Genomic DNA, 18,909 nt, shown 5'->3' on the forward strand with positions numbered 1-18,909 from the left:
AGACGATCCGGAGTTGTAATCAAGCATCGATCTATGGGGAACCTAATGGAAATGGGCCGAGGCCACAAAAGTCGGTTTTATTCGAAGGTTTCTGTGGGGGTGATGAGCGAACTTTCCTCCGGAGTTCCATTAACGGCGGAGGTTTCGGCTTGTTTTTTCTGACGCCAATATTCCTGTAGTCGGGAGCGATAATCGGCAGCTGCGTTATTAATGTTGGAGTTTGTGCTCTCGCGGAATTGTTCTGGATCCTTATTACCTAAGCGCATCATGTGGATCAAATCGTAGGGATTGAAGCCATCTGTGTTGCCATAGAGGGAAGAATTTTCGCTTTGTTGATAGTTCCCTTCGAGATCGCTGGCAGTTTGGGCTTGGCTCGGCGCGAAGGGCACACTGGCGATCGCGACACTAAAACCACAGATGAGAGTTAGTAGAGCAGGTTTTTTCATGGGCTTATCGGCAATGGAGTTGCGCATAGATCGTCTTTGATGACCATTGTGCCGCAAAAAAGTTTCAGGCGTGAGGGTAATTACCCTCGGTTTATGGTGAAATTTTGGCTTTGGCGCACCGACAAAAAACGTCCCCCCACGGGAGACGCCTCGGTGGTCTAATTGGGCAGTTAGAAAAATGTGTCCTAGGATGCAGGACGCAGTTCATCCCCAAAAAACCAAGTGGCGGTTTTATCATCAAAGGTCACGATCGCCCCAATGCCGCTACCGTCGGTGACGCGAAAGTCTGTGATGGTGCCTACTTTACCGAGTTTATCGGCGAGATCTTTACCAACACGATCCCGCAAACGGTAGATTTGTACTTTTTGCCCGATTTCCATGCCAATTATTGCTGTACTAATAAGGGTTTAGTTGAATTAAATCATTCATCAGTGTATCGGAAACTGGTCGAAAAAATGAATTTTAACTGGATTTGCCAATCGTCACGGCTAGTACGGTGGAGTTGAATTTGTTCGATAAATTCCCGCAGGTAAAAGCGCCGCTCGGCTTCGGATAGGTCATACCAAAAAGATTCGAGGGTAATGGTTTTGGCGATCGCCCCCAGGTTAGCGGGGGGAAGTTGGTTTAATTGGGTTTGCAGTTGGCTAATTTCGCTACGCAGCACATAGCGGCGTTGGGCAGCCGTTTCTGGGTCAAAAATGCCCTGGGCTGTGAGATCCGGGAGGGCGGCAATGAGGCTTTCCTTTTGTTGAATCTCCTGTTGAATCTGGTCCTGTTGCTGATCTAGGGAAGGGCCTTGGTATTGCTGGGCGATCGCGGGGAACTCCTGGCAAATGCTTTGTACGGTGGCCCGGAAAATTTTGTCGTAGGCGATCGCCCGGCATTTGGGCTTGCGGGGACAGGCGAGGGGACGCAGGTATAAATAGGTTTTGGAATGATTACGCCGACTGACACGGCTGATGGTGAGGGCACTGCCACAGGTTTGACATTGCACCAGCCCGGCTAAACAACGGGGAGCACTGGCACTGCGGGGGGCGAGGGGACGATTGCGGCGCAGGAGGCGATCAATTTGGGCGGCTTCGTTGTCGGTGAGGATTGCGGCGTGGGTTTTGGGAATGGTTGTTCCGTCGCAGTAATGGAGCTGCCCCCGGTAGACGGGATTGCTTAACCAGTTGCGCCCGGTGGATACGGCAATTTTTTTCCCAAAGCGCTGTTCTAGGTGACGCACGGCCCCCCGCAGGGAACCGAAGAGAAGGAAATGTTCACAAAAATCTTTCACCACGGGGGCGGTACTGCGGTCAATGAGGTAACGGTCTTGGCCTCGCTTGTAACCGTAGGGGGCTTTGCCTGGGGGTGGCAGAAATTGGCGGCGGTTCTTGGCGTGGCCCCGTTGAATTTTTTGTTGTCTGAGGCGATCGCCAATGGTTTGAAAGAGTTGACCCAGGGCTTTTTGATCCAGCGGTTGATCGCTTTGGTAGTCTTGCTCGGTAGCGATAATCCCCACACCATAATTTTCGATGTGCTGGAGGCGATCGCCAATCTCGCTGAGGTTATCCCCCAATTCATCGAGGCGACGTAGTAGTAAATAATCAGGGCGATCGCCGGCGTCGAGATCCGTGAGTAACTGGGTGAGCTGTTGCCGTTGCCCCCAATCGCTATAAATGCGATCGACCTCGACCCCCCATAGTTCTGGTTCTGGGGCGGCATCCAGGAGTGGGTCACTGTAGCTGTAGAAAAAAATTGTCATCCGCCTTGAACCCTCCCTCGGTTTAGCTTTCCTCTGGGTTGGCGGATTGGCTGTGGCGAATTAAATCTTCGGGGCTGAGTTGATCGACAAAGGCGCGAAAGGCTTGCCGTTCTTCTTCATCGGCATCTCGGTCTACGGGAATTGAAGCCTCAGAAATCACTTCCTCCACAACCCAGATCGGACTTTCAGTGCGTAGGGCAATGGCGATCGCATCACTGGGGCGACAGTCAATTTCTTGGGTTTCTTCCCCCTGGGAGGTACAAAGCACCGCATAGAAAGTGTGTTCTTCTAGGGCATGGATAATGATTTTATCGAGGGTGAGATCCCAAGCTTCCAATAGATCCGCAAAGAGATCATGGGTGAGGGGCCGTGGCGGTGTTTTTTGCTCCAAGACATTCATAATTGAGCGGGCTTGATCCTGGGCAATATAGATCGGTAAGGCACGCCGTTCCGAGGCATCCTTCAGGAGAATGATCGGGCTCCGAGTAATGGCATCAAGGGCAATGCCAGCAACGTGCATTTCAATCATGGATCTGGGCCTCGGGGTAGGGATGGCAACGGGAGCAATATTTGATTCCCTTACTAACTAGTATCCTACAGCTTCGATATTCTGGGGGGATGTTGGGCCTGATTTTCAGTCAATTCCCGCTACAATCGAATGGCCCTTTTACTGCGATCGCATCACGCCCTGTGTTTACTGGATTGATTCAAGCCCTTGGTACCGTTAAAGCCCTTGGTGGCGATCGCTTTGCCATCGATATCCAGGGCCATGGGGCCAGTCAAGTGATGTCGGATCTAGCCCTCGGTGATAGTGTGGCCGTAGATGGCGTTTGCCTGACCGTCGAAACCATTGCCGAACAGGGGTTTGTTGCTACGGCCTCCCCCGAAACCCTAAAACGCACCATCCTCGGTGATGCCGTTTCCCGCTCCCATTGGGTGAATATTGAAACGTCCCTGCGGGTGGGCAGTAAGATCGGTGGTCATTTTGTGTCAGGCCATGTGGATACCATTGGCGCTTTAGAAAAAGTTGTCGAAACTGCCCGTGCCTGGGAATTGTGGTTTACGGCGATCGCCGATTATCAAGCGACTTGGGACATGAATATTTCCCCTTGTTTGGTGTCTAAAGGCAGCATTGCGGTCAATGGCATTAGTCTAACGGTGGCCGAATGCGATCGCCTGGGCCAGTGGTTCAAAGTGGCAGTGATCCCCCATACCTACGCCGAAACGAATTTGGCCTACCTCAAGCCGGGCAGTTGGGTGAACCTAGAGGGGGATATCCTCGCGAAATATGTCCAGCGATTTGTCAGTTACCAACGGGAGCAAAAAGCCCCGGACATTGGCCTCGACTTCCTCCAGGAACATGGCTATTTATAACGACTGAATTGCCAGTTTTTTCTGGTGGGGTGCAACCTGGGTTTCTTTTCCCACAACGCTCGGTAATTGTGCCTCGGCTGCTTGGGTGCGGGGCCGCATCCGAATTAGGTAGTAGCCTTTTTCTCCCAGGGGATCACAGGTTAAATTCTCGGTGATTTTTTGCCAACGCAGGGGAAAACTAGCGCGATTATAGAAGGTGAGATAAAAATCAAATGTCTGCAGCCAAGGTGATTGGATGATAATTTCTAAACGTTCTGCTGCGTCTAAAGCGCCGTAGAAAAATTGAGTATCAGTAGCGCCAACGGGCAGAAATTCTCCTTTGACAAAAGCTGCGGGTAAGACATCCCGAAATTTAAATAGCGTAAAAATGTAGTAGTGGAGCAGACGAAAATAAGGGTTTGTTTTCTGGGCTAGGGTTTGATAAAAATCATTATTTTGGGGCGACACAACCAAGGTCGATACGGTTAGATTTAAGTCTGTTTTAACTGTCGGAAAGCGGGGATTTACCTTGGGGTGGTAGTAGCGTAAACCGACAGTATATTTGCCCTTGGGTAAGGAAATCTTGAGTTCTGTTTGGCTGGGATCGTCGGTAAGTTGCGTGAAATTTAACACCGTGCGATAGCCCGGAAAGTCGTAGATACAACCGACCCAAGCTTCCGTGGACTGACGGATAGTTTCAAGGTTAATGGTGAGTTCTTTTTCTACAGAAAGTGGCCCCAGGGTGCCGATAATGGCGTGGGTATTCCAGCGGGGTGCTTTGGTCATTAAAACGGGTAAGCTGAGGAATTTTTGGAGGGATTTTTCTCCAATAATGCGCCATTCTTTTGCATTTTTTTTATTCAGCGCCAAATACAAAGTGTAGAGATTGCCAATCAGGAATTTATTGACTTTATAAAAGCCAAAGGAAAAGATTGCCAAGGGCAGTTCTAACCAGGGTTTGCGCGCCATTATTTATCAGAAAAATTGTGTCCTAGATTCTACCGTAGTGGGCGATCGCCGTTTGGGTTTGCCAGGCCCAGAGCTGATCCCCATAGGAAAAATGCCACCATTCGTTGGGGTGAATCACGAAGCCTGCCTGTTCCATGGCTTGCCGGAGCAGTTGGCGATTGTGATGGTACTGCTGCTCTGAGGGACTGGTGGCGGCGGCATAAAAATCTGGGTAGGAGCGATCGCCAATGTCATCAATCTCTCCTCCCATCGGCAGAGGTTCCTGAGCGCGGTTTACCAAACGCACATCCAGGGCCGCGCCGGTACTGTGGGGCGGTGGGGTCGCTGGATCGCGGCTCGGTACGGCCCAAAATTGCAACACATGCTCCCAAATCTGGGCTGTTTCGGGGGGAGTTAAGGGGCGATCGCCTTTTAGCTGGGTGAAAGTGTAGTCCACCATGAATTGCTGCACCGGGATCGGTCGGTAGGCATCGAAGATTTGAATTTGGAATTCTGGATGGGCAGCCCGTAAGAAATTCTGGGCTTGGATGAGTTTGTCGAGGACTCGGCGGCGCAAAAAATAAGGCGATCGCCCCCCATAATCAGCCCCCAAAGCCATGTAGGGGTGGGGCGTCACCAAAGAAAAAAGACCTGCGGGGATTGGCACCAGGGGGTCATCACTTGTTGCGATGGGGATCCGTTGATAGGGTTTGGTCATGGGCCGGGGCAACTTAGGACAACGGTAGGCGATGGATCGCGTCATTAGTCCCAATCACCATCATCATTAGCGACTTATCCAGGCGATGCTCTGGCCCAGGGTTAATTTCAAAATGCTCTTCATTGCCCACTGCTAACACATTCACCCCGTAGTTAGCCCGTAGGGACAGTTCCGCTAGGGTTTTATCATGGAAAGCCTCTGGGATTTTAATCTCAACAATGCTGTGTTCTTCGTCAATATCAAAGCGGTCGAGGATTGACGGTTTTGTGAGGGTCATCGCGAGGGCGGCCCCAGCTTCTGCTTCTGGATAAACAATGCGGTCGGCCCCCACCCGTTTCAGGAGCTTGCCATGTACCTCCGAGGAGGCCTTAGCCACCACATGTTCGACGCCCCCTTCCTTCACATTCAAGGTCGTGACAATGCTTTCTTGGAGATAGTTACCAATCGCCACAATGACAGTGTCAAACTCAAAAATGCCCGCCTGACGCAGGGCCATCACCTCGGTAGAATCCAATTGCATTGCGTGGGAGACGAGTTTTTCGGAAACCACCTGGGCGACTAATTTCGGGTTGATATCGGTGCCAAGGACTTCGTAGCCCATGTTGTGTAATTTTGTGCAGACGGCGCGACCAAATCGTCCCAGGCCAATGACCGCAAACTGACGACTTTCTTCCTGCCGAAAACCCTGAAAGAGAAAATTCCAATTCCGTAAATTCACCGTTTGTTTTACTCCAAAACCCAAATGGTTGTTAACTCGTGGCTAATGTGATTGCGAAAGGTTCAAAATGCTGTGGAGGCGATCGCCGCATCTTAACCGATGATCCTACTCGAATTTCAAGCGCTGGTGAAGCCTTGGGACATTCCTCTGGCCGAGGTGCTGCGGCTCAACCCACCAATAAATTTTCTTCGGGATAGCTAATGCGGCGTGGGGTGATTTCTCCGACGATGGCCGACATCAGCAAGAGTACCCCGACCCGACCACAGTACATGGTGGCAATGAGAGTAATTTGACCGACAGCGGAAAGGCTGGCAGTAATCCCCGTGGACAGGCCAACGGTGGCAAAGGCCGAAATCACCTCAAACAAAATCGCAATCAATTCGATCTCAGGGTTGCTGATGGAAATAATCGCCGTGGCAATGGTGATCACGGTGGCAGAACCGAACACAACGGCGATCGCCTTAAAAACGATACTCTGGGCAATTTCACGGTCAAAAACAGTAACACGGGTTTGACCATAGAGCACGGATTTAGTGCAGTTCGCCAGGATATTAATGGTGGTTGTTTTGATCCCGCCCCCAGTGCCACTGGGACTCGCCCCAATAAACATCAAACCCATGGTGATAAACAGTCCGGCGGTACTCAGCTTGCCGATGTCAATGCTATTAAACCCAGCGGTGCGGGTGGTCACCGATTGAAACCAAGCGGCGATCGCCTTATCACCCCAACTCATCCCCGCAAAGGTGGTTGGATTGGCCCATTCCACAAACAAAAAAGCCACAGTCCCCAAGCCCAGGAGCCAGAAGGTGGTAGAGGTGACCACTTCAAAATTCAACGAAAAGGTAAAGCGTCGGCTTTTGCGCTGGAGACGGTGCCGCAACCACAGATACATTTCGATGATCGCCTCATAACCAATGCCACCAAAAATGATCAAGCCAGAGATCGCCCCATTCACCAAAAGGGAATCTTGATAGCCAACTAAACTGTCCGCAAACAAACTAAAGCCCGCATTGTTCCAGGCGCTGATGCTGTGAAAAATTGCGAGCCACAACCCTTCACCGGGATCAAAGTCTCGACTAAACCGCCCAAACAGGAGAAAAATCCCCGTCAGTTCCCCAATTAGGGTCGTGGCGATAATTGAACGAATTAAGTTGCGCGTCCCTTGGTTGTAGGGTTGGTCAAAGGATTCTTTGATGGCAAATTTTTGAGCCAAATCAAATCGACGCCCCAGCAGCAGCATGAGAAATGTCGAGAGGGTCATGTAGCCTAGTCCCCCCAGTTGGATCAACAGGAGAATAACTCCCTGGCCAAAGTTGGAAAAGGCTGTGCCTGTATCCACCACAATTAATCCTGTAACACAAACGGCGGAAGTCGAGGTAAATAGGGCGATGAGGGGACTATTCCATTCTCCGGAGGCGGTGGAAAAAGGCAACATCAAAAGTAGCGTACCCAATAGAATAGCTCCGAGAAAGCCGAGGCAAATAGTTCTGGCAATGGTCATGGCCGATCAAGATTACAAAGAAACATTTATAAAAGATCAAAAAAATGAAATGGCATTAGGCGCGCCACTGGGCAAGCTGTTGGCGGAGGGCCAAGCGGAGGCGCACCAGGAGAGGATTTTGTCGCTGGAGTTGGATATTGCCTGGATATTGGCCTTGGTAGTCAAAGAAATGATTAACCTCCTGGAGAATGGTGGCAAACCGGATCAGAATCGTTTCGGTGCGGTATTCCTGCAAGAGGGCTTGGGCATTGGTGGCGGCTGGGGGATTGTTGAGGGCGGCCAAAAGGCGATCGCCATCGTATTCGACACAATAGGTACTGATTTTTTGACAATTGAAGCCCGGATCTAAGTAATCTGCTAAAGCACCGTTGACGCTACTAAAAACTTGGCAACCACAGGCGATCGCCTCTAGGGGTGGCAAACCGAAGCCTTCACTCACCGCATTATTCAGCCAATATTCCGCCGAATCATAGAGATAAATTTTACTGCGATTAAAGAGGGCCGCAAGGTCTGGCACGAAGGAATTTACCACTTCTACGCGACATCTTTGCTGGAGGTAGGGCACCAGTTGCTGGAGCACATAGCTAGAAGTTTTGCGGGTTTGCACCAATACATCAATATCCCGTTCTTGCTGCCAGTTCTCGAACTCCGGGGAAATTTGATTGGGTAGATAAAACAAGGGATTATTCGGTGCCCGTTGTCCCCAATAGCCTAGGGAATTGCGACTTACTGCCCAAATGGGAATACGACTGGGGAGCTTAAACCCATAGCCGGTGCTGTGGGCATGGTAAACCACCGGATGCGATCGCAGTTGTTTGACCAGACGCGGAATATCAAAGCCCCAACTGATCACAAAAATAGCTTCCTGGGGCTGCATCTGGGGCAGCAGTTCCGGTAAATAAAGATGATCTGGGGATTTTTCTCGGTAGGTGACTAAATGGGCGGATTGCAGTTGTTGGGCCAGTTCACAGGTCTTGATTTCGGCAAAGAGACCACCGCTGGCAAATTTTTTACTGACACCGGGGACAAGGAAATAAAGCGATCGCATAGTAGCCATTGGAAGAGTCTCTAAAAATATACTGTTTATCTGGAAAAATACTCGGCAGGGCCAGAAATCCCCTTAAAATCAGAGGGTCAGTGTTCCTTGGTGAGTTTGTCATGACCCCTCCTCTGCTTCAGGTTCAAGATCTACACATCGCCTATCCCGCCCAGGGTCAAGCTTTACAGTGGGCCGTTGCTGGGGTTTCTTTTCAGGTGAATCAAGGCGATCGCCTCGGCCTCGTGGGGGAATCCGGCTGCGGTAAATCCACCATTGGCCGCGCCCTGTTGCAACTGCTGCCACGGGGTTCCCAAGTCACTGGCAATGCCACTTTTCAAGCAAAACCAATCCTCAATTTACAGGGCGAAGCCCTACGCCACTACCGGGGCGAAGTAGTGGGGTTAATTTTCCAAGACCCAATGACCAGGCTCGATCCCCTGATGACCATCGGCAACCACTGCCTCGAAACCCTCCGTTGCCACCGCCCCGACCTCAGTGCCCAAGCCGCAAAACAAAAAGCCCTCGAAACCCTGACGGCTGTGCGCATTCCCGAAAACCGCTGGCATCAATATCCCCACGAATTTAGCGGGGGGATGCGTCAACGGGTGGCGATCGCCCTGGCCCTGCTGCTCGATCCCAAATTCATCATCGCCGACGAACCGACCACCAGCCTCGATGTCACCGTTGCCAACGAAATCCTCCAGGAACTGACTCGTCTCTGCGCCGAACGGGAGATGGGCTTGTTGCTGATTTCCCACGATCTCGCCATGGTCGCCGAATATTGCACGGACATCGCCGTGATGCACCAAGGTCAAATCGTCGAAACTGGCCCCGTTAAGCAAATCTTCAATGACCCCCAGCATCCCTACACCCAATCCCTCCTGGAAGCCGCCCTCCACCTCCACAGCGATCAAGAAATTTCCCCTCACCAAGAGAAACAACCGATCCTCTCCCTTGAAAACCTAGAGCAACATTACACCCTGGAGAGCAACCTGTTTCAACGGCTAATCACCGGCCAAAAAACCCAGGTGATCCGCGCTGTCGATGGAATCACCCTTGACATCTATGAAGGGGAAATTTTGGGCCTTGTCGGGGAATCCGGCTGCGGCAAATCCACCCTCTCCCGAACAATTTTGCAACTGATCAAACCTACGGGTGGCAGAGTTATCTTTGCAGGGAAAGAATTAAACCGACTGTCAGTGGGACAAATGCGACCGGAACGGCGGCACCTCCAGATGATTTTTCAAGATCCCCATGCCTCCCTCAATCCCCTAATGACCGTGGGGGAAAATATCGGCGACCCGCTCCATATCCATCAGTTAGCGACGGGGCCAGCGGTTAAAGAAAAGGTATTGCAAATGCTCGAAAAGGTTGGTCTAACGCCCGCTGAAGAATATTACGCTCGCTATCCCCGGCAATTGTCTGGGGGGCAACAGCAACGGGTGGGCATTGCCAGGGCTTTGATTACCGAGCCGCGCCTTGTGATCTGTGATGAACCCGTGAGTATGCTCGATGCGAGTATCCAGGCCCAGGTTTTAGATTTAATGCAAGCCCTAAAAGCGGAGTTTAATCTAACTTATCTATTCATTACCCATGATCTGTGGGTGGCGAAATTTTTATGCGATCGCATTGCGGTGATGAACCAGGGCAAAATTGTTGAATTGGGTCAAACCGTTGATATTTTCAATCATCCCCAACACCCTTACACCCAAAAACTCCTGGGCGCGGCTCCCCTACTCCACTCCGCGTAATTAGCCCGCTCGCTCGTTCAATTTGGGTTGGGAGCACCATCTAGCTCCGAGACGGGATGGCTCAAAAACGTAAAGTAAAAAGAAGCACCATAACTCTGGGGATCTAATTCACCGGGAGTAAACCAGTCTGGCGGTGGATCACCGGCCAGCTCACCATTGCTCTCAACCCAAATTTTGCCGCCCATGAGATTCACCAGACGTTTGGCGATCGCCAACCCCAAGCCACTACCCCCATAGCGACGGCTAATGGAAGCATCAGCCTGAATAAAAGGTTGAAATAGTTGATTGAGTTGGGCAACCTGAATGCCAATGCCCGTATCTAAAATTTGAAAACTCAGTTCCTCCGTTGGGGGATCGCTCAGGGACGGCACCGTGTGGCTTGTGATCACCAATTGCACAGATCCCGTTGCCGTAAATTTGAGGGCATTACCCAAGAGATTAAACAAAATTTGCCGTAGCCGTAGATCATCCCCCATCAAAATATTGGGAATCGAATCCGCCACGCAATATTGCAAATCAATATCCTTTTGGTTGGCCTGTACTTTCAGGAGGGTAAAGACAGATTTCAACAGTTCCTGAAACGAAAAACAACGGGCTTCTAAGCGGAGGCTGCCCGACTCAATGCGGAGAAAATCAAGGATATCGTTGATGATATTCAGTAGGGTTTTACCACTGTCTTCAATAATGGCGACCAATTCTGCTTGATCATCCTTGAGATCCATAGTCAGTAGCAATTGGGCCACACCAATTACCCCATTTAGGGGCGTGCGAATCTCGTGGCTCATGTTGGCGAGAAATTCACTCTTTTCCTGGGCCGCCATTTCTGCGGCTTGTTTAGCTTGGATAAGGTTTAGTTGTCGTTTCAGGGCTTGATTATATTTAACCAGGAGATTTTCCCGCTGCTGATGGGCCAATTCTTTCTGGGTCGCCAGCTCTTCGAGGCGTTGATTTTGGCTGGCAAGGGTTTGATTCATCGCCTTGAGATCAGCTTTGGCTTGCTTTTTTTCGTTTAGTACCGCAATCAACATCAACGTCATCAGACCAATGCAGGCAATAAAAAATTGCGAGAGCAGCAGGGAATTACGTAACGACTCCCCCACAAAGGTGCCATAGCCCTGGACGGTGCTAATCGCCACCATCAAAACGATCATCACCATCAGGAGTGTTGCGCCAACTTCTTTAAACTGAAAGGTTGTCCACACCAGGAGAGGGGCAAGGAGATATTCACCGTGGTAGCCGTTGATCACCAGGTGACTAATGCCGAGGGTCAGGGCGGCGATGCTGATGGCCGCTAACCAATATTTTTTGAGGTGATGGATAAATTCACGGTAGCCATGCTGGGTAGCAATAATCAGAGGCGCAAAAATGAGAATGCCAAAGCTGTCACTGAGAAACCAAGTCCCAGCAATTTCTGGGTACAGCGACCAAGGGGCTTTCCCGGCCAGGCAAACGATGAGGGCACAGGCGATCGCCACGGGGAGGTGGCTCAGGATGCAACTGTAGAGGATAAAATTTTGGGTCGTCTTCGGTCGGTCTAAAAAATAACGGTGTTGGTTGCGACATTGTAACCAATAGGCCGCTAGGACTTTTCCGGCGGTGGCGATCGCCGTAATGCCGAGGGTCATCAACAAATTAGGCACACTGAGCCAAGCTTGGTAAATGACGATCTCTGCGACCAAAATGCCCCCCAAGACCCCCCACCACATGGGCAACCCCCACACGACCAGGAAGCCCACCGCTAGCCCCCCCGGAATCCAAATGGGCGTCGAACCTGTTTCTGGGTAAACCGTAAAATTGTGGGAAAACAGGGCCGTAACACAATAGGCGATCGCCACGACCACGTGCTTCCACCAAGGTTCCGGTTGATGAATCAAAAAACGGGAAGACAAACGAGATAATGACGACAAAACCATCACAGAGAAAAGATTAGGGAAAATAATTGGCTACCGATGACTAGATTCTATTGTGGGGTGTGCTTGAATCGTTCATGACACCTATGCAATGAATCTCTAAGTACCTCGTCACCGAGCCAATCCCCCCAGTATTCTAGACGCGACAAAATTTGCGGTCATTATCAAATTGTGGTTCCTGCCAAGAGTAAGCAAAATGACTCACCTGGGTAATGTCCGGGAAGCTAGCTTTGATGGCGGCCATTTGATCCTTGAGGGAAGGGCGATTATCCTGGGCACGGTTCCAATCTCCCGCCAAGGCCGGAATAATCTTTGTCCCCGCTGGCGCAAACTGACGCACCCGGTTAATTTCGTCAACAATGCAACTGCTGTTGCCACAGACGGCATAGGCCATGGGGTGCCACTCCATCGAACCAGGAAATTTATCCCAAGGTTGGAGGCGAGAATCAAAACCCCGTTGACCAACGGGTTGATTACCCCCCGGAAAAAATACGGCCCCCGCAGGAATATTACGACTTTGGGCCTGGGCGGCGGCGCTGTTTACAAAATCCACAACCCCTTGGGCTGCATGGCTGACGGTAAGATACCAAAGTTCAGCCACGAGGCGTTGATGGAGGGCATTGACGTCTAGATCGGCTTCATCCCCCAGGATTTTTCGACCCTGCCACCGGGGCGTGCCTTCTTCGGGGTATTGGGCTAAAACTGCCGCCACATCCCCGACGGTAATGTTGCCTTGGCGGAGATATTTTTCGATGAGGGTTAGACCCTGGCGATTTTCGGCGCGGTCGTAGAGGGCTTGGGCTGAGGCGGGGCTATAGATCCACAGATCCGCCACGGAAGCCGCCACGGAGCGGGCACCGGTGCCACGGGGGTAGCGGATGTAATCGAATAAAATGCCATCGGGTTGCCGCTGGAGCATTTGATTGACAAGATTTTTATAGTCGGCCTGGGCGATCGCATTGTAGGGATCCGCGAAGGCTTGGGCACCATCTTGGACAAAGTCGAGACTGGTTTCACCGTAACCATTCCGGGCCATGGCACTTTGGCGATCGCCCCGATTTCCATAGACATAGCCGTAGTTCATCCCAAATAGCCAAGCATAGACCTCTAGACCACGCGCCCGACCTTTCTCGATGATTTCAGCCATCACATCGCGATTTTCGAGGCCGGGGGTTTGGATGCGAGACGGCCAGGGGGTATTGTTTTGGTTTTTGGGTAACAGGGCCTGACTATCGGCAAAGACTTCGAGATAAAGCTGGTCATAACCTTTATTGACAATGTCGTCGAGAATCCGCTCAATCATCCCGGCTTTTGTGTCGCAAGGATAGACGCGGAGCCACATGGCCTGGTGCCGTGGCCAGTAGGTTTGTCGGCAACGCTGCAGTTGATCTTTGTGTTGTTGTAGGAGCGCTTGGTACTCGGCTTGGGCGCTACGATCACCTTGGATCGCGGCGGCACGCCGTTGATCTTTCGCGGCGATCGCCCCAGCATTGAGGCGACAATATTCATCTAGCTGGTTATTAAGTTGGGCCTGGGCGGTGAGGGGATCAATACCGAGGGAAAGGCTGCCCAAACCAAGGGCGAGGCAAAAGGCCTGGAGACGGTTACGCCAAGGCTGCTGTCGGGCCTGGGTAATTTTGCTGGGGTAAGTTCCCTTTGATGATGGCCGCTGATCCATAAAATACTCACACTTGAAACAAGGACAAAAATAACTAGAAATCGGAATCGTGGCGATCGCCTTTTGCCGTCTTAAGGATAGCCAAAATTTCCAGGGACTACACGACCCCGTTGCAAAGCCAAGAATTCAAACGTGCCGCAATTGTTCCCCAAGGTCAGGCTAAGGGCGCTGGGGGGATGGGATTTCGATGGTGTCCGGCAGTTCAAACCCGGAGAGGTCTAGGTTTCCGGGTAAAGATTCCTGGGCATATTGGAAAGAACCGGGCAAAATTTCTTCAAAGAAAAACAAGGATAATTCTTCGGTGAGGGCCGCCCCAAGACTTTCGCCTAATTTGTCGCCTAGGTTGAGGTTCGTCACTCCTGTAAGGCTAACATCCGGTACGGTAATCTGCCGGGCGATCGCCTGCTCCTGCCAGGGCACCGTGAGGTTTAAATTCACCTGGATATTTTGCACCGCTAGTTGATCCACCGTAAATGTCGTGGTGGGTTGACCATCGGCCGTGGTGGAAGCTTGGATCTGTGGCTCTAGTTGTTTGATCAATTGGGCGATGTTGACATTGGGTAGGGCACCCACAAGGCGCGGATCCGGCAAGTCATTTAGATCGCCTTCGATGTTGACCGTGACCCCTTCGAGGTTGGCGATCGCCACCTGGAGGGGTTTGCCCTGCAGTTGGGGTTCTTGCAGTTCGATGTGACGAATTACCAATAGATTTTCCCCAGAAAAGCCCGGCACGTTCGCAAAGGCCAAATCATGAAACATCACCCGACGTTGGAGGAGTTGCACCTCGGTCTGACCCACTGCCGCCTCAATGCCCGTGCTCTCGGTGAGTTCGCTTTCGAGTTCCGTTTCCAGGCGCTGGCCTAACCAGTTTTCCGTTGCTAGCAAAGCTCCACCCCCCACTACACCGAGGGCCAAAATTGAACTCGCAATGATCAGGATGGGTTTTTTCATCAAAATGCTCCGTTATGCCAGACAAACCGAGTAGAACGATTCTTTGCCCAAGGGTAACATCACCAAGATTCTCCAGATTCGAGGGCAGGCCAGTCTCCGTTCGTGGCTGCGGTTGGCAACACCTGACAGTCTTGGCTCACTTTACGGCTTTCTTGCTGGGAGTGGGGGTCAAGGGCGATCGCCTCAAACCTCAACGCCAAAGCACCGGGGGGAATCGAAACCACTTGGCGACAATAGAGCCGTCCTTCGGGGCCTGGGGTAAAGGTCATTAGTTGAAATGGCCCGGCTAAAAGTTCCCGCGTTTGGCGATCCTGGAGCCACAGTTGTCCATGGAGGCGATCGCCCCCGGCGGGTAAACTCAATTCAACAACGGCTAAATCTGCCACCTGGTAAGCCGTTTTATCAAGGTGAAGCTGGGGTTCTGGAATCGGTAATGGTGGTGGATCAGTTTGTGTTTCTGGAGCGAAAGGCATTTCCGGTTCAGGGAATTCGGCAGTTGTTTCTGGGGTAGCTTCCGGTACCTCTTCTGGGCTTTGGACTTCAAGTTGCTCATCCCAGAGGCTATCGACAACAATTTCCAAGCGGGGCGATGGTGTCGGTTTTGGGTTCTCTGCTTCTAGGGTTGCTTCAGGGGGCGCTGTCGGCGGTTCCGGCTCCGGCTCCGGCATTAACCAGGTGGAATCTTCTCCATCCACGGCCAGGGCATTTAACCGAGTAAAAAACCGTGAATTCCAATCCAAATCCTCTGCCGGAGGTGTTTCTGAGGCTTCGGCAGCAGGGGGATTAGAATCTTGTGCAGCAGTATCTGTGTGTGTCTCTGGTGCCGCTGTCTGGGGGTCATGATCTTCTGAGATTTCTAGGGCATGATCCGAGGAGCTTACAGGTGCTTCATCGGTCGGTTCAGTCTGGTCTGACGGGGGAACATCAGGCACAGTCGCCTTGGCAGTGAAGTTGGGCAATTGCAGGCCCGTGGTTGACTTTTGACCTTTGGTTTTGAGCTTGGGGGGCAGAATGGTCGGGGTTTGCTGACTTTGGGGCTGGGGACTAGGGGCCACGGCCTCAGGGGTAGGAAGCTTGAGGGGTTTGGGTGTGGGCGTAGTTGGCACTGGGGAGTCTGGTTTTGGGGGCGCGGTTGCTTGGAGTTGGTTGGCGATCGCCCCATAATCTGCCATGAGGCTAAAGGTTTGCTGGGCGAGTAATGCCCCTGCCTCTGTGTGTAGGGTGATTTCTCCGACCAGGAGCAGAGTTGTCAAAGACCCATCGATGGTAATGGTTTGGCTAAAGGCACAGGGAAAATCATCAAGGGCGATCGCCGCCGTTAAGGTGGTTACCACTGTGGCTGTCTGGGGATCCCGGATGGTAAACCTTAGGGTGCCAGGATCAGAAATTGGTTGGCGATCGCCAGCGGCGGGATTGAGTTGAATGTCTCCCCGGAGTTCCGGTGTCTGGGTTGTGTCCCAAGGATAAACGGTCTGCGCCAGGACAATCTGATAGGGGAGTGGGGCCGGAGGAATATCCAAAGTGGGCGGCGCAGGTGGTGCAGCGGCAATTTGAGCTTGGGCCACTTGATCCATTTCTGCCCAAATCGGCTCTAATTCTTCCCTGAGCAGCTCATCCAATGCCGTGAGGGAATTTTCTAGCAGAGCGGTGGCGTGTTCCTCTTCACGCAGTTCTGGGGATGCTGGTGGTGTAGATGTTTCTGATGTTTCTAACAGAGTGGGAGCCTCATCTACTCCGGCTAATTCTTCTAACGTTTCATGGTTTGCTGCACTTTGGTCAGCGTCGGCCAAAGAATTCATCACGGGTGTTGCTGCTGTTTCCTCCCGTGGAGGGGGAATATCGTCGCTTGTTTTTTGGGTAGACTGATCGGCTGTTTCTGGGTGGCTATTCGCCAAGGAAAACGTTGTTTCAAAGGAAAAGACATTGGGGTTTGGGGGCAGCGGCAACGGCTTAAATGTTGGCTGGGTGACCTGGAGCGTGAGACGTTTTTCCCAGGGGTTAGTCACCTCAAGGCTCCGGCAGATGATCACCCATTCTCCAGTGCCGAGGTGTTGCAGGGGCATGATCGCAAATAAGCCCTGGTCGGTGGTGACATCTATGCGCTGCGACCTTTGTCCTTTGGGGAAGTAAATCTCACAATGAATTTCTACTTGGGCGTCGCCCCGGGCCGCTAGACGATACTCCCCAGGCGCTAAGCTCAAGGTCTCGGTCTGGAGGATGTCCCAATTGCGATCGCCTTTTTTTTGTAGCAGAAATTGCCAGTGCACCATCGACGCCTCCTCTGGGGTTCTAATGTTTTGCCTGCTGAATTTTTTGACGCCATGACTCAAGATTTCCCAGCAGATCCGCTTGGGCCAGGGTTTCTTGGGCTTTGGTCTGGAGCCACTTGAGTTGTACCTGCTGGTTGGCGGCCTCTTCATCACCGAGCACCAAACAGGTGATCGCCCCACTGCGGTCAGCCCGTTTAAATTGCTTCCCAAAGGCACTACCACTGAGATCAAGTTCCACCGAAAACCCCGCAAAACGCAACTTATGGGCCAAAATCACGGCGGCGGCCTCGGCCTGTTCTCCTTTGGAAACGAGGTAAAAATCAAGTTGGGGGCCGGGGGCTTCTCCCAATTGTTGTAACAGGATCACCAAACGCTCCAAACCAATGGCCCAACCCACTGCTGGCGTTTCGGGGCCACCCAATTCCGCCACGAGGCCATCATAACGCCCGCCTCCACAGACCGTTGCCTGGGCACCGAGGTCGCTGGATTGGATTTCAAAGGCGGTGTGGGTGTAGTAGTCTAGGCCCCGCACGAGGCAAGGGTTTAACACATAATCAATGCCCAGGGCCGTGAGGGAAGCTTGCACTTGGTCGAAATGTTTTTTTGAGTCATCTCCCAGATAATCCAGGATACTGGGGGCATTTTGGGCGATTTCCTGGGTTTTTTGATCTTTACTATCCAAAATGCGCAGGGGATTGCGCTCGAGCCGCTCCTGGGAATCGGCATCGAGATCCGCCTTAAAAGGAAGTAAGTAATTCACCAGAGCTTCACGATACCGTTGGCGATCGCCGCCATTACCCACAGAATTCAATTGCAAACTTAGATTTTTCAGGCCGAGTTTTTGCAAAATTTCCGTGGCGATCGCCATCACTTCCACATCGGCGCGGGGATCCGCACTGCCAAGCACCTCGACCCCCACCTGGTGAAATTGCCGTTGGCGGCCCGCCTGGGGTCTTTCGTAGCGAAACATTGGCCCTGTGTACCACAGCCGCTGCACACCACCCTGGGCAAACAATTTCCGCTCAATATAGGCCCGGACTGCCCCTGCTGTCCCTTCAGGTCGGAGGGTAATTGGGCGATCGCCCCGGTCTGTGAAAGAATACATTTCCTTACTGACCACATCCGTCGCCTCACCAATCCCCCGCTCAAACAGGCTGGTCTGCTCAAAAATGGGCGTGCGGATCTCCTGGTACATCGCCCGGCCGAGGCAATCGCGCACCACCGCCTCCACCTGCTGCCAGTAGGCGATCTCCGGCGCAAAAATATCCTTTGTTCCTCGTAAAGCTTGAATTGTTGCCATTATGTCTAGAAAAAAGTACCAATCCCAGCTTATCGGGATGGGGCGTTGTTATTGTTCAGCAGAGGTAAAACTACCATGTATCCTGCCCCAAATGCTGTCAAAATCATGGCGATCGCCGCTACCAAGAGCACCCAAGCACTCACCCCAGCATCAAAATCCGTCCCACTCTCAAACTGCTCCGGCGGTACCGTCGTAAACTGCCGTACAGGTTCTGGCGTCGGTAGAGCCGCGATCACATTATTCACAGTTGTCTTTCCCTGTGGGGGACGGTGGTGGGGCGTAACCGGTGGCAGCGGCTCAATGCCAAAATCATGGCGGTTGACCATTTCCTTGAGGCGCTCTGTAGATTGCACCACCTGATGCACCTGGTTATATAGCTTCCGGTTATGCACCCGCAACTGTTGATTTTCCTGCTGGAGGGCTGTCATCTCCGCTTGGGTGGCCCGGAGTTTTTCAGCTAGTTGTTGATAAACAGAAATGGGTACCGAAGCACCACTCTGGGGTAGGGGCGTAACGTTATCGAAGCTCGGAGAACTAGAAGGATTGGCAATCATGGTCAGCTCACACCAAAAAGAGCAA

17 protein-coding genes are annotated in these 18,909 nt (G+C 52.0%); 2 read left to right on the forward strand and 15 right to left on the reverse strand.

Going from position 1 to position 18,909, the window contains the following annotated elements; genetic code table 11:
• Positions 1-77: 77 nt before the first annotated feature.
• From AWQ24_RS11500 to AWQ24_RS11515, 4 genes are all read right to left on the reverse strand, one after another.
• Positions 78-473: a hypothetical protein gene (locus tag AWQ24_RS11500; RefSeq protein ID WP_030007329.1), complete on the reverse strand. Its 396-nt coding sequence runs from the start codon at positions 471-473 to the stop codon at positions 78-80.
• Between the two features lie 158 nt (positions 474-631).
• Positions 632-826: a DUF2862 domain-containing protein gene (locus tag AWQ24_RS11505; RefSeq protein WP_012307858.1), complete on the reverse strand. Its 195-nt coding sequence runs from the start codon at positions 824-826 to the stop codon at positions 632-634.
• Between the two features lie 41 nt (positions 827-867).
• On the reverse strand, positions 868-2,193 hold the full coding sequence (locus tag AWQ24_RS11510; RefSeq protein ID WP_065716881.1) for a recombinase family protein: 1,326 nt from the start codon (positions 2,191-2,193) through the stop codon (positions 868-870).
• A gap of 22 nt (positions 2,194-2,215) precedes the next feature.
• A complete protein-coding gene (locus AWQ24_RS11515) occupies positions 2,216-2,722 on the reverse strand; it encodes a bifunctional nuclease family protein (protein ID WP_030007331.1) in 507 nt (168 codons plus the stop codon).
• Positions 2,723-2,883: 161 nt separating this feature from the next.
• On the opposite strand from AWQ24_RS11515, the gene ribE reads away from it, so the two are divergent.
• Positions 2,884-3,567 carry a riboflavin synthase gene (gene ribE / locus AWQ24_RS11520; protein ID WP_062436645.1) on the forward strand — a complete coding sequence of 228 codons (684 nt, stop codon included), beginning with the start codon at positions 2,884-2,886 and terminating at the stop codon, positions 3,565-3,567.
• On the opposite strand, the gene AWQ24_RS11525 is transcribed toward ribE, so the two are convergent.
• The 5 genes from AWQ24_RS11525 to AWQ24_RS11545 form a co-directional block, all read right to left on the reverse strand.
• Positions 3,562-4,515 (reverse strand): DUF6208 family protein, encoded by a 954-nt coding sequence (locus AWQ24_RS11525; protein ID WP_065716882.1) that lies wholly within the window; start codon positions 4,513-4,515, stop codon positions 3,562-3,564. The two genes, ribE and AWQ24_RS11525, sit on opposite strands and share 6 nt — an antisense overlap.
• Before the next feature lie 22 nt (positions 4,516-4,537).
• Positions 4,538-5,212 carry a M15 family metallopeptidase gene (locus AWQ24_RS11530; protein WP_065717366.1) on the reverse strand — a complete coding sequence of 225 codons (675 nt, stop codon included), beginning with the start codon at positions 5,210-5,212 and terminating at the stop codon, positions 4,538-4,540.
• A gap of 13 nt (positions 5,213-5,225) precedes the next feature.
• Positions 5,226-5,930, reverse strand: a complete 705-nt coding sequence (locus AWQ24_RS11535; protein ID WP_065717367.1) for a TrkA family potassium uptake protein — start codon at positions 5,928-5,930, stop codon at positions 5,226-5,228.
• 166 nt (positions 5,931-6,096) lie between these two features.
• Entirely contained in the window at positions 6,097-7,431 is a 1,335-nt protein-coding gene (locus AWQ24_RS11540; RefSeq protein WP_065716883.1) for a TrkH family potassium uptake protein, read from the reverse strand.
• A gap of 55 nt (positions 7,432-7,486) precedes the next feature.
• The gene (locus AWQ24_RS11545; protein ID WP_232318810.1) at positions 7,487-8,488 is read right to left on the reverse strand and encodes a glycosyltransferase; all 1,002 of its coding nucleotides are present in this window, start codon (positions 8,486-8,488) and stop codon (positions 7,487-7,489) included.
• 113 nt (positions 8,489-8,601) lie between these two features.
• On the opposite strand from AWQ24_RS11545, the gene AWQ24_RS11550 reads away from it, so the two are divergent.
• Positions 8,602-10,221 carry an ABC transporter ATP-binding protein gene (locus AWQ24_RS11550; RefSeq protein ID WP_315862336.1) on the forward strand — a complete coding sequence of 540 codons (1,620 nt, stop codon included), beginning with the start codon at positions 8,602-8,604 and terminating at the stop codon, positions 10,219-10,221.
• A 17-nt stretch (positions 10,222-10,238) separates the two neighbouring features.
• On the opposite strand, the gene AWQ24_RS11555 is transcribed toward AWQ24_RS11550, so the two are convergent.
• The 6 genes from AWQ24_RS11555 to AWQ24_RS11580 form a co-directional block, all read right to left on the reverse strand.
• The gene (locus AWQ24_RS11555; RefSeq protein ID WP_232318811.1) at positions 10,239-12,110 is read right to left on the reverse strand and encodes an MASE1 domain-containing protein; all 1,872 of its coding nucleotides are present in this window, start codon (positions 12,108-12,110) and stop codon (positions 10,239-10,241) included.
• Positions 12,111-12,267: 157 nt separating this feature from the next.
• Positions 12,268-13,809, reverse strand: a complete 1,542-nt coding sequence (locus AWQ24_RS11560; protein ID WP_157096861.1) for a hypothetical protein — start codon at positions 13,807-13,809, stop codon at positions 12,268-12,270.
• A gap of 159 nt (positions 13,810-13,968) precedes the next feature.
• A complete protein-coding gene (locus AWQ24_RS11565; protein WP_065716887.1) occupies positions 13,969-14,760 on the reverse strand; it encodes a hypothetical protein in 792 nt (263 codons plus the stop codon).
• A 59-nt stretch (positions 14,761-14,819) separates the two neighbouring features.
• Positions 14,820-17,030 (reverse strand): hypothetical protein, encoded by a 2,211-nt coding sequence (locus tag AWQ24_RS11570; RefSeq protein WP_065716888.1) that lies wholly within the window; start codon positions 17,028-17,030, stop codon positions 14,820-14,822.
• 19 nt (positions 17,031-17,049) lie between these two features.
• Positions 17,050-18,330, reverse strand: a complete 1,281-nt coding sequence (gene hisS / locus AWQ24_RS11575; RefSeq protein ID WP_065716889.1) for a histidine--tRNA ligase — start codon at positions 18,328-18,330, stop codon at positions 17,050-17,052.
• A 29-nt stretch (positions 18,331-18,359) separates the two neighbouring features.
• Positions 18,360-18,884 carry a hypothetical protein gene (locus tag AWQ24_RS11580; RefSeq protein WP_065716890.1) on the reverse strand — a complete coding sequence of 175 codons (525 nt, stop codon included), beginning with the start codon at positions 18,882-18,884 and terminating at the stop codon, positions 18,360-18,362.
• Positions 18,885-18,909 lie beyond the last annotated feature (25 nt).

Origin of the sequence: Picosynechococcus sp. PCC 8807 (assembly GCF_001693295.1) — a bacterium.
Taxonomy (GTDB): Bacteria; Cyanobacteriota; Cyanobacteriia; order Cyanobacteriales; family MRBY01; genus MRBY01.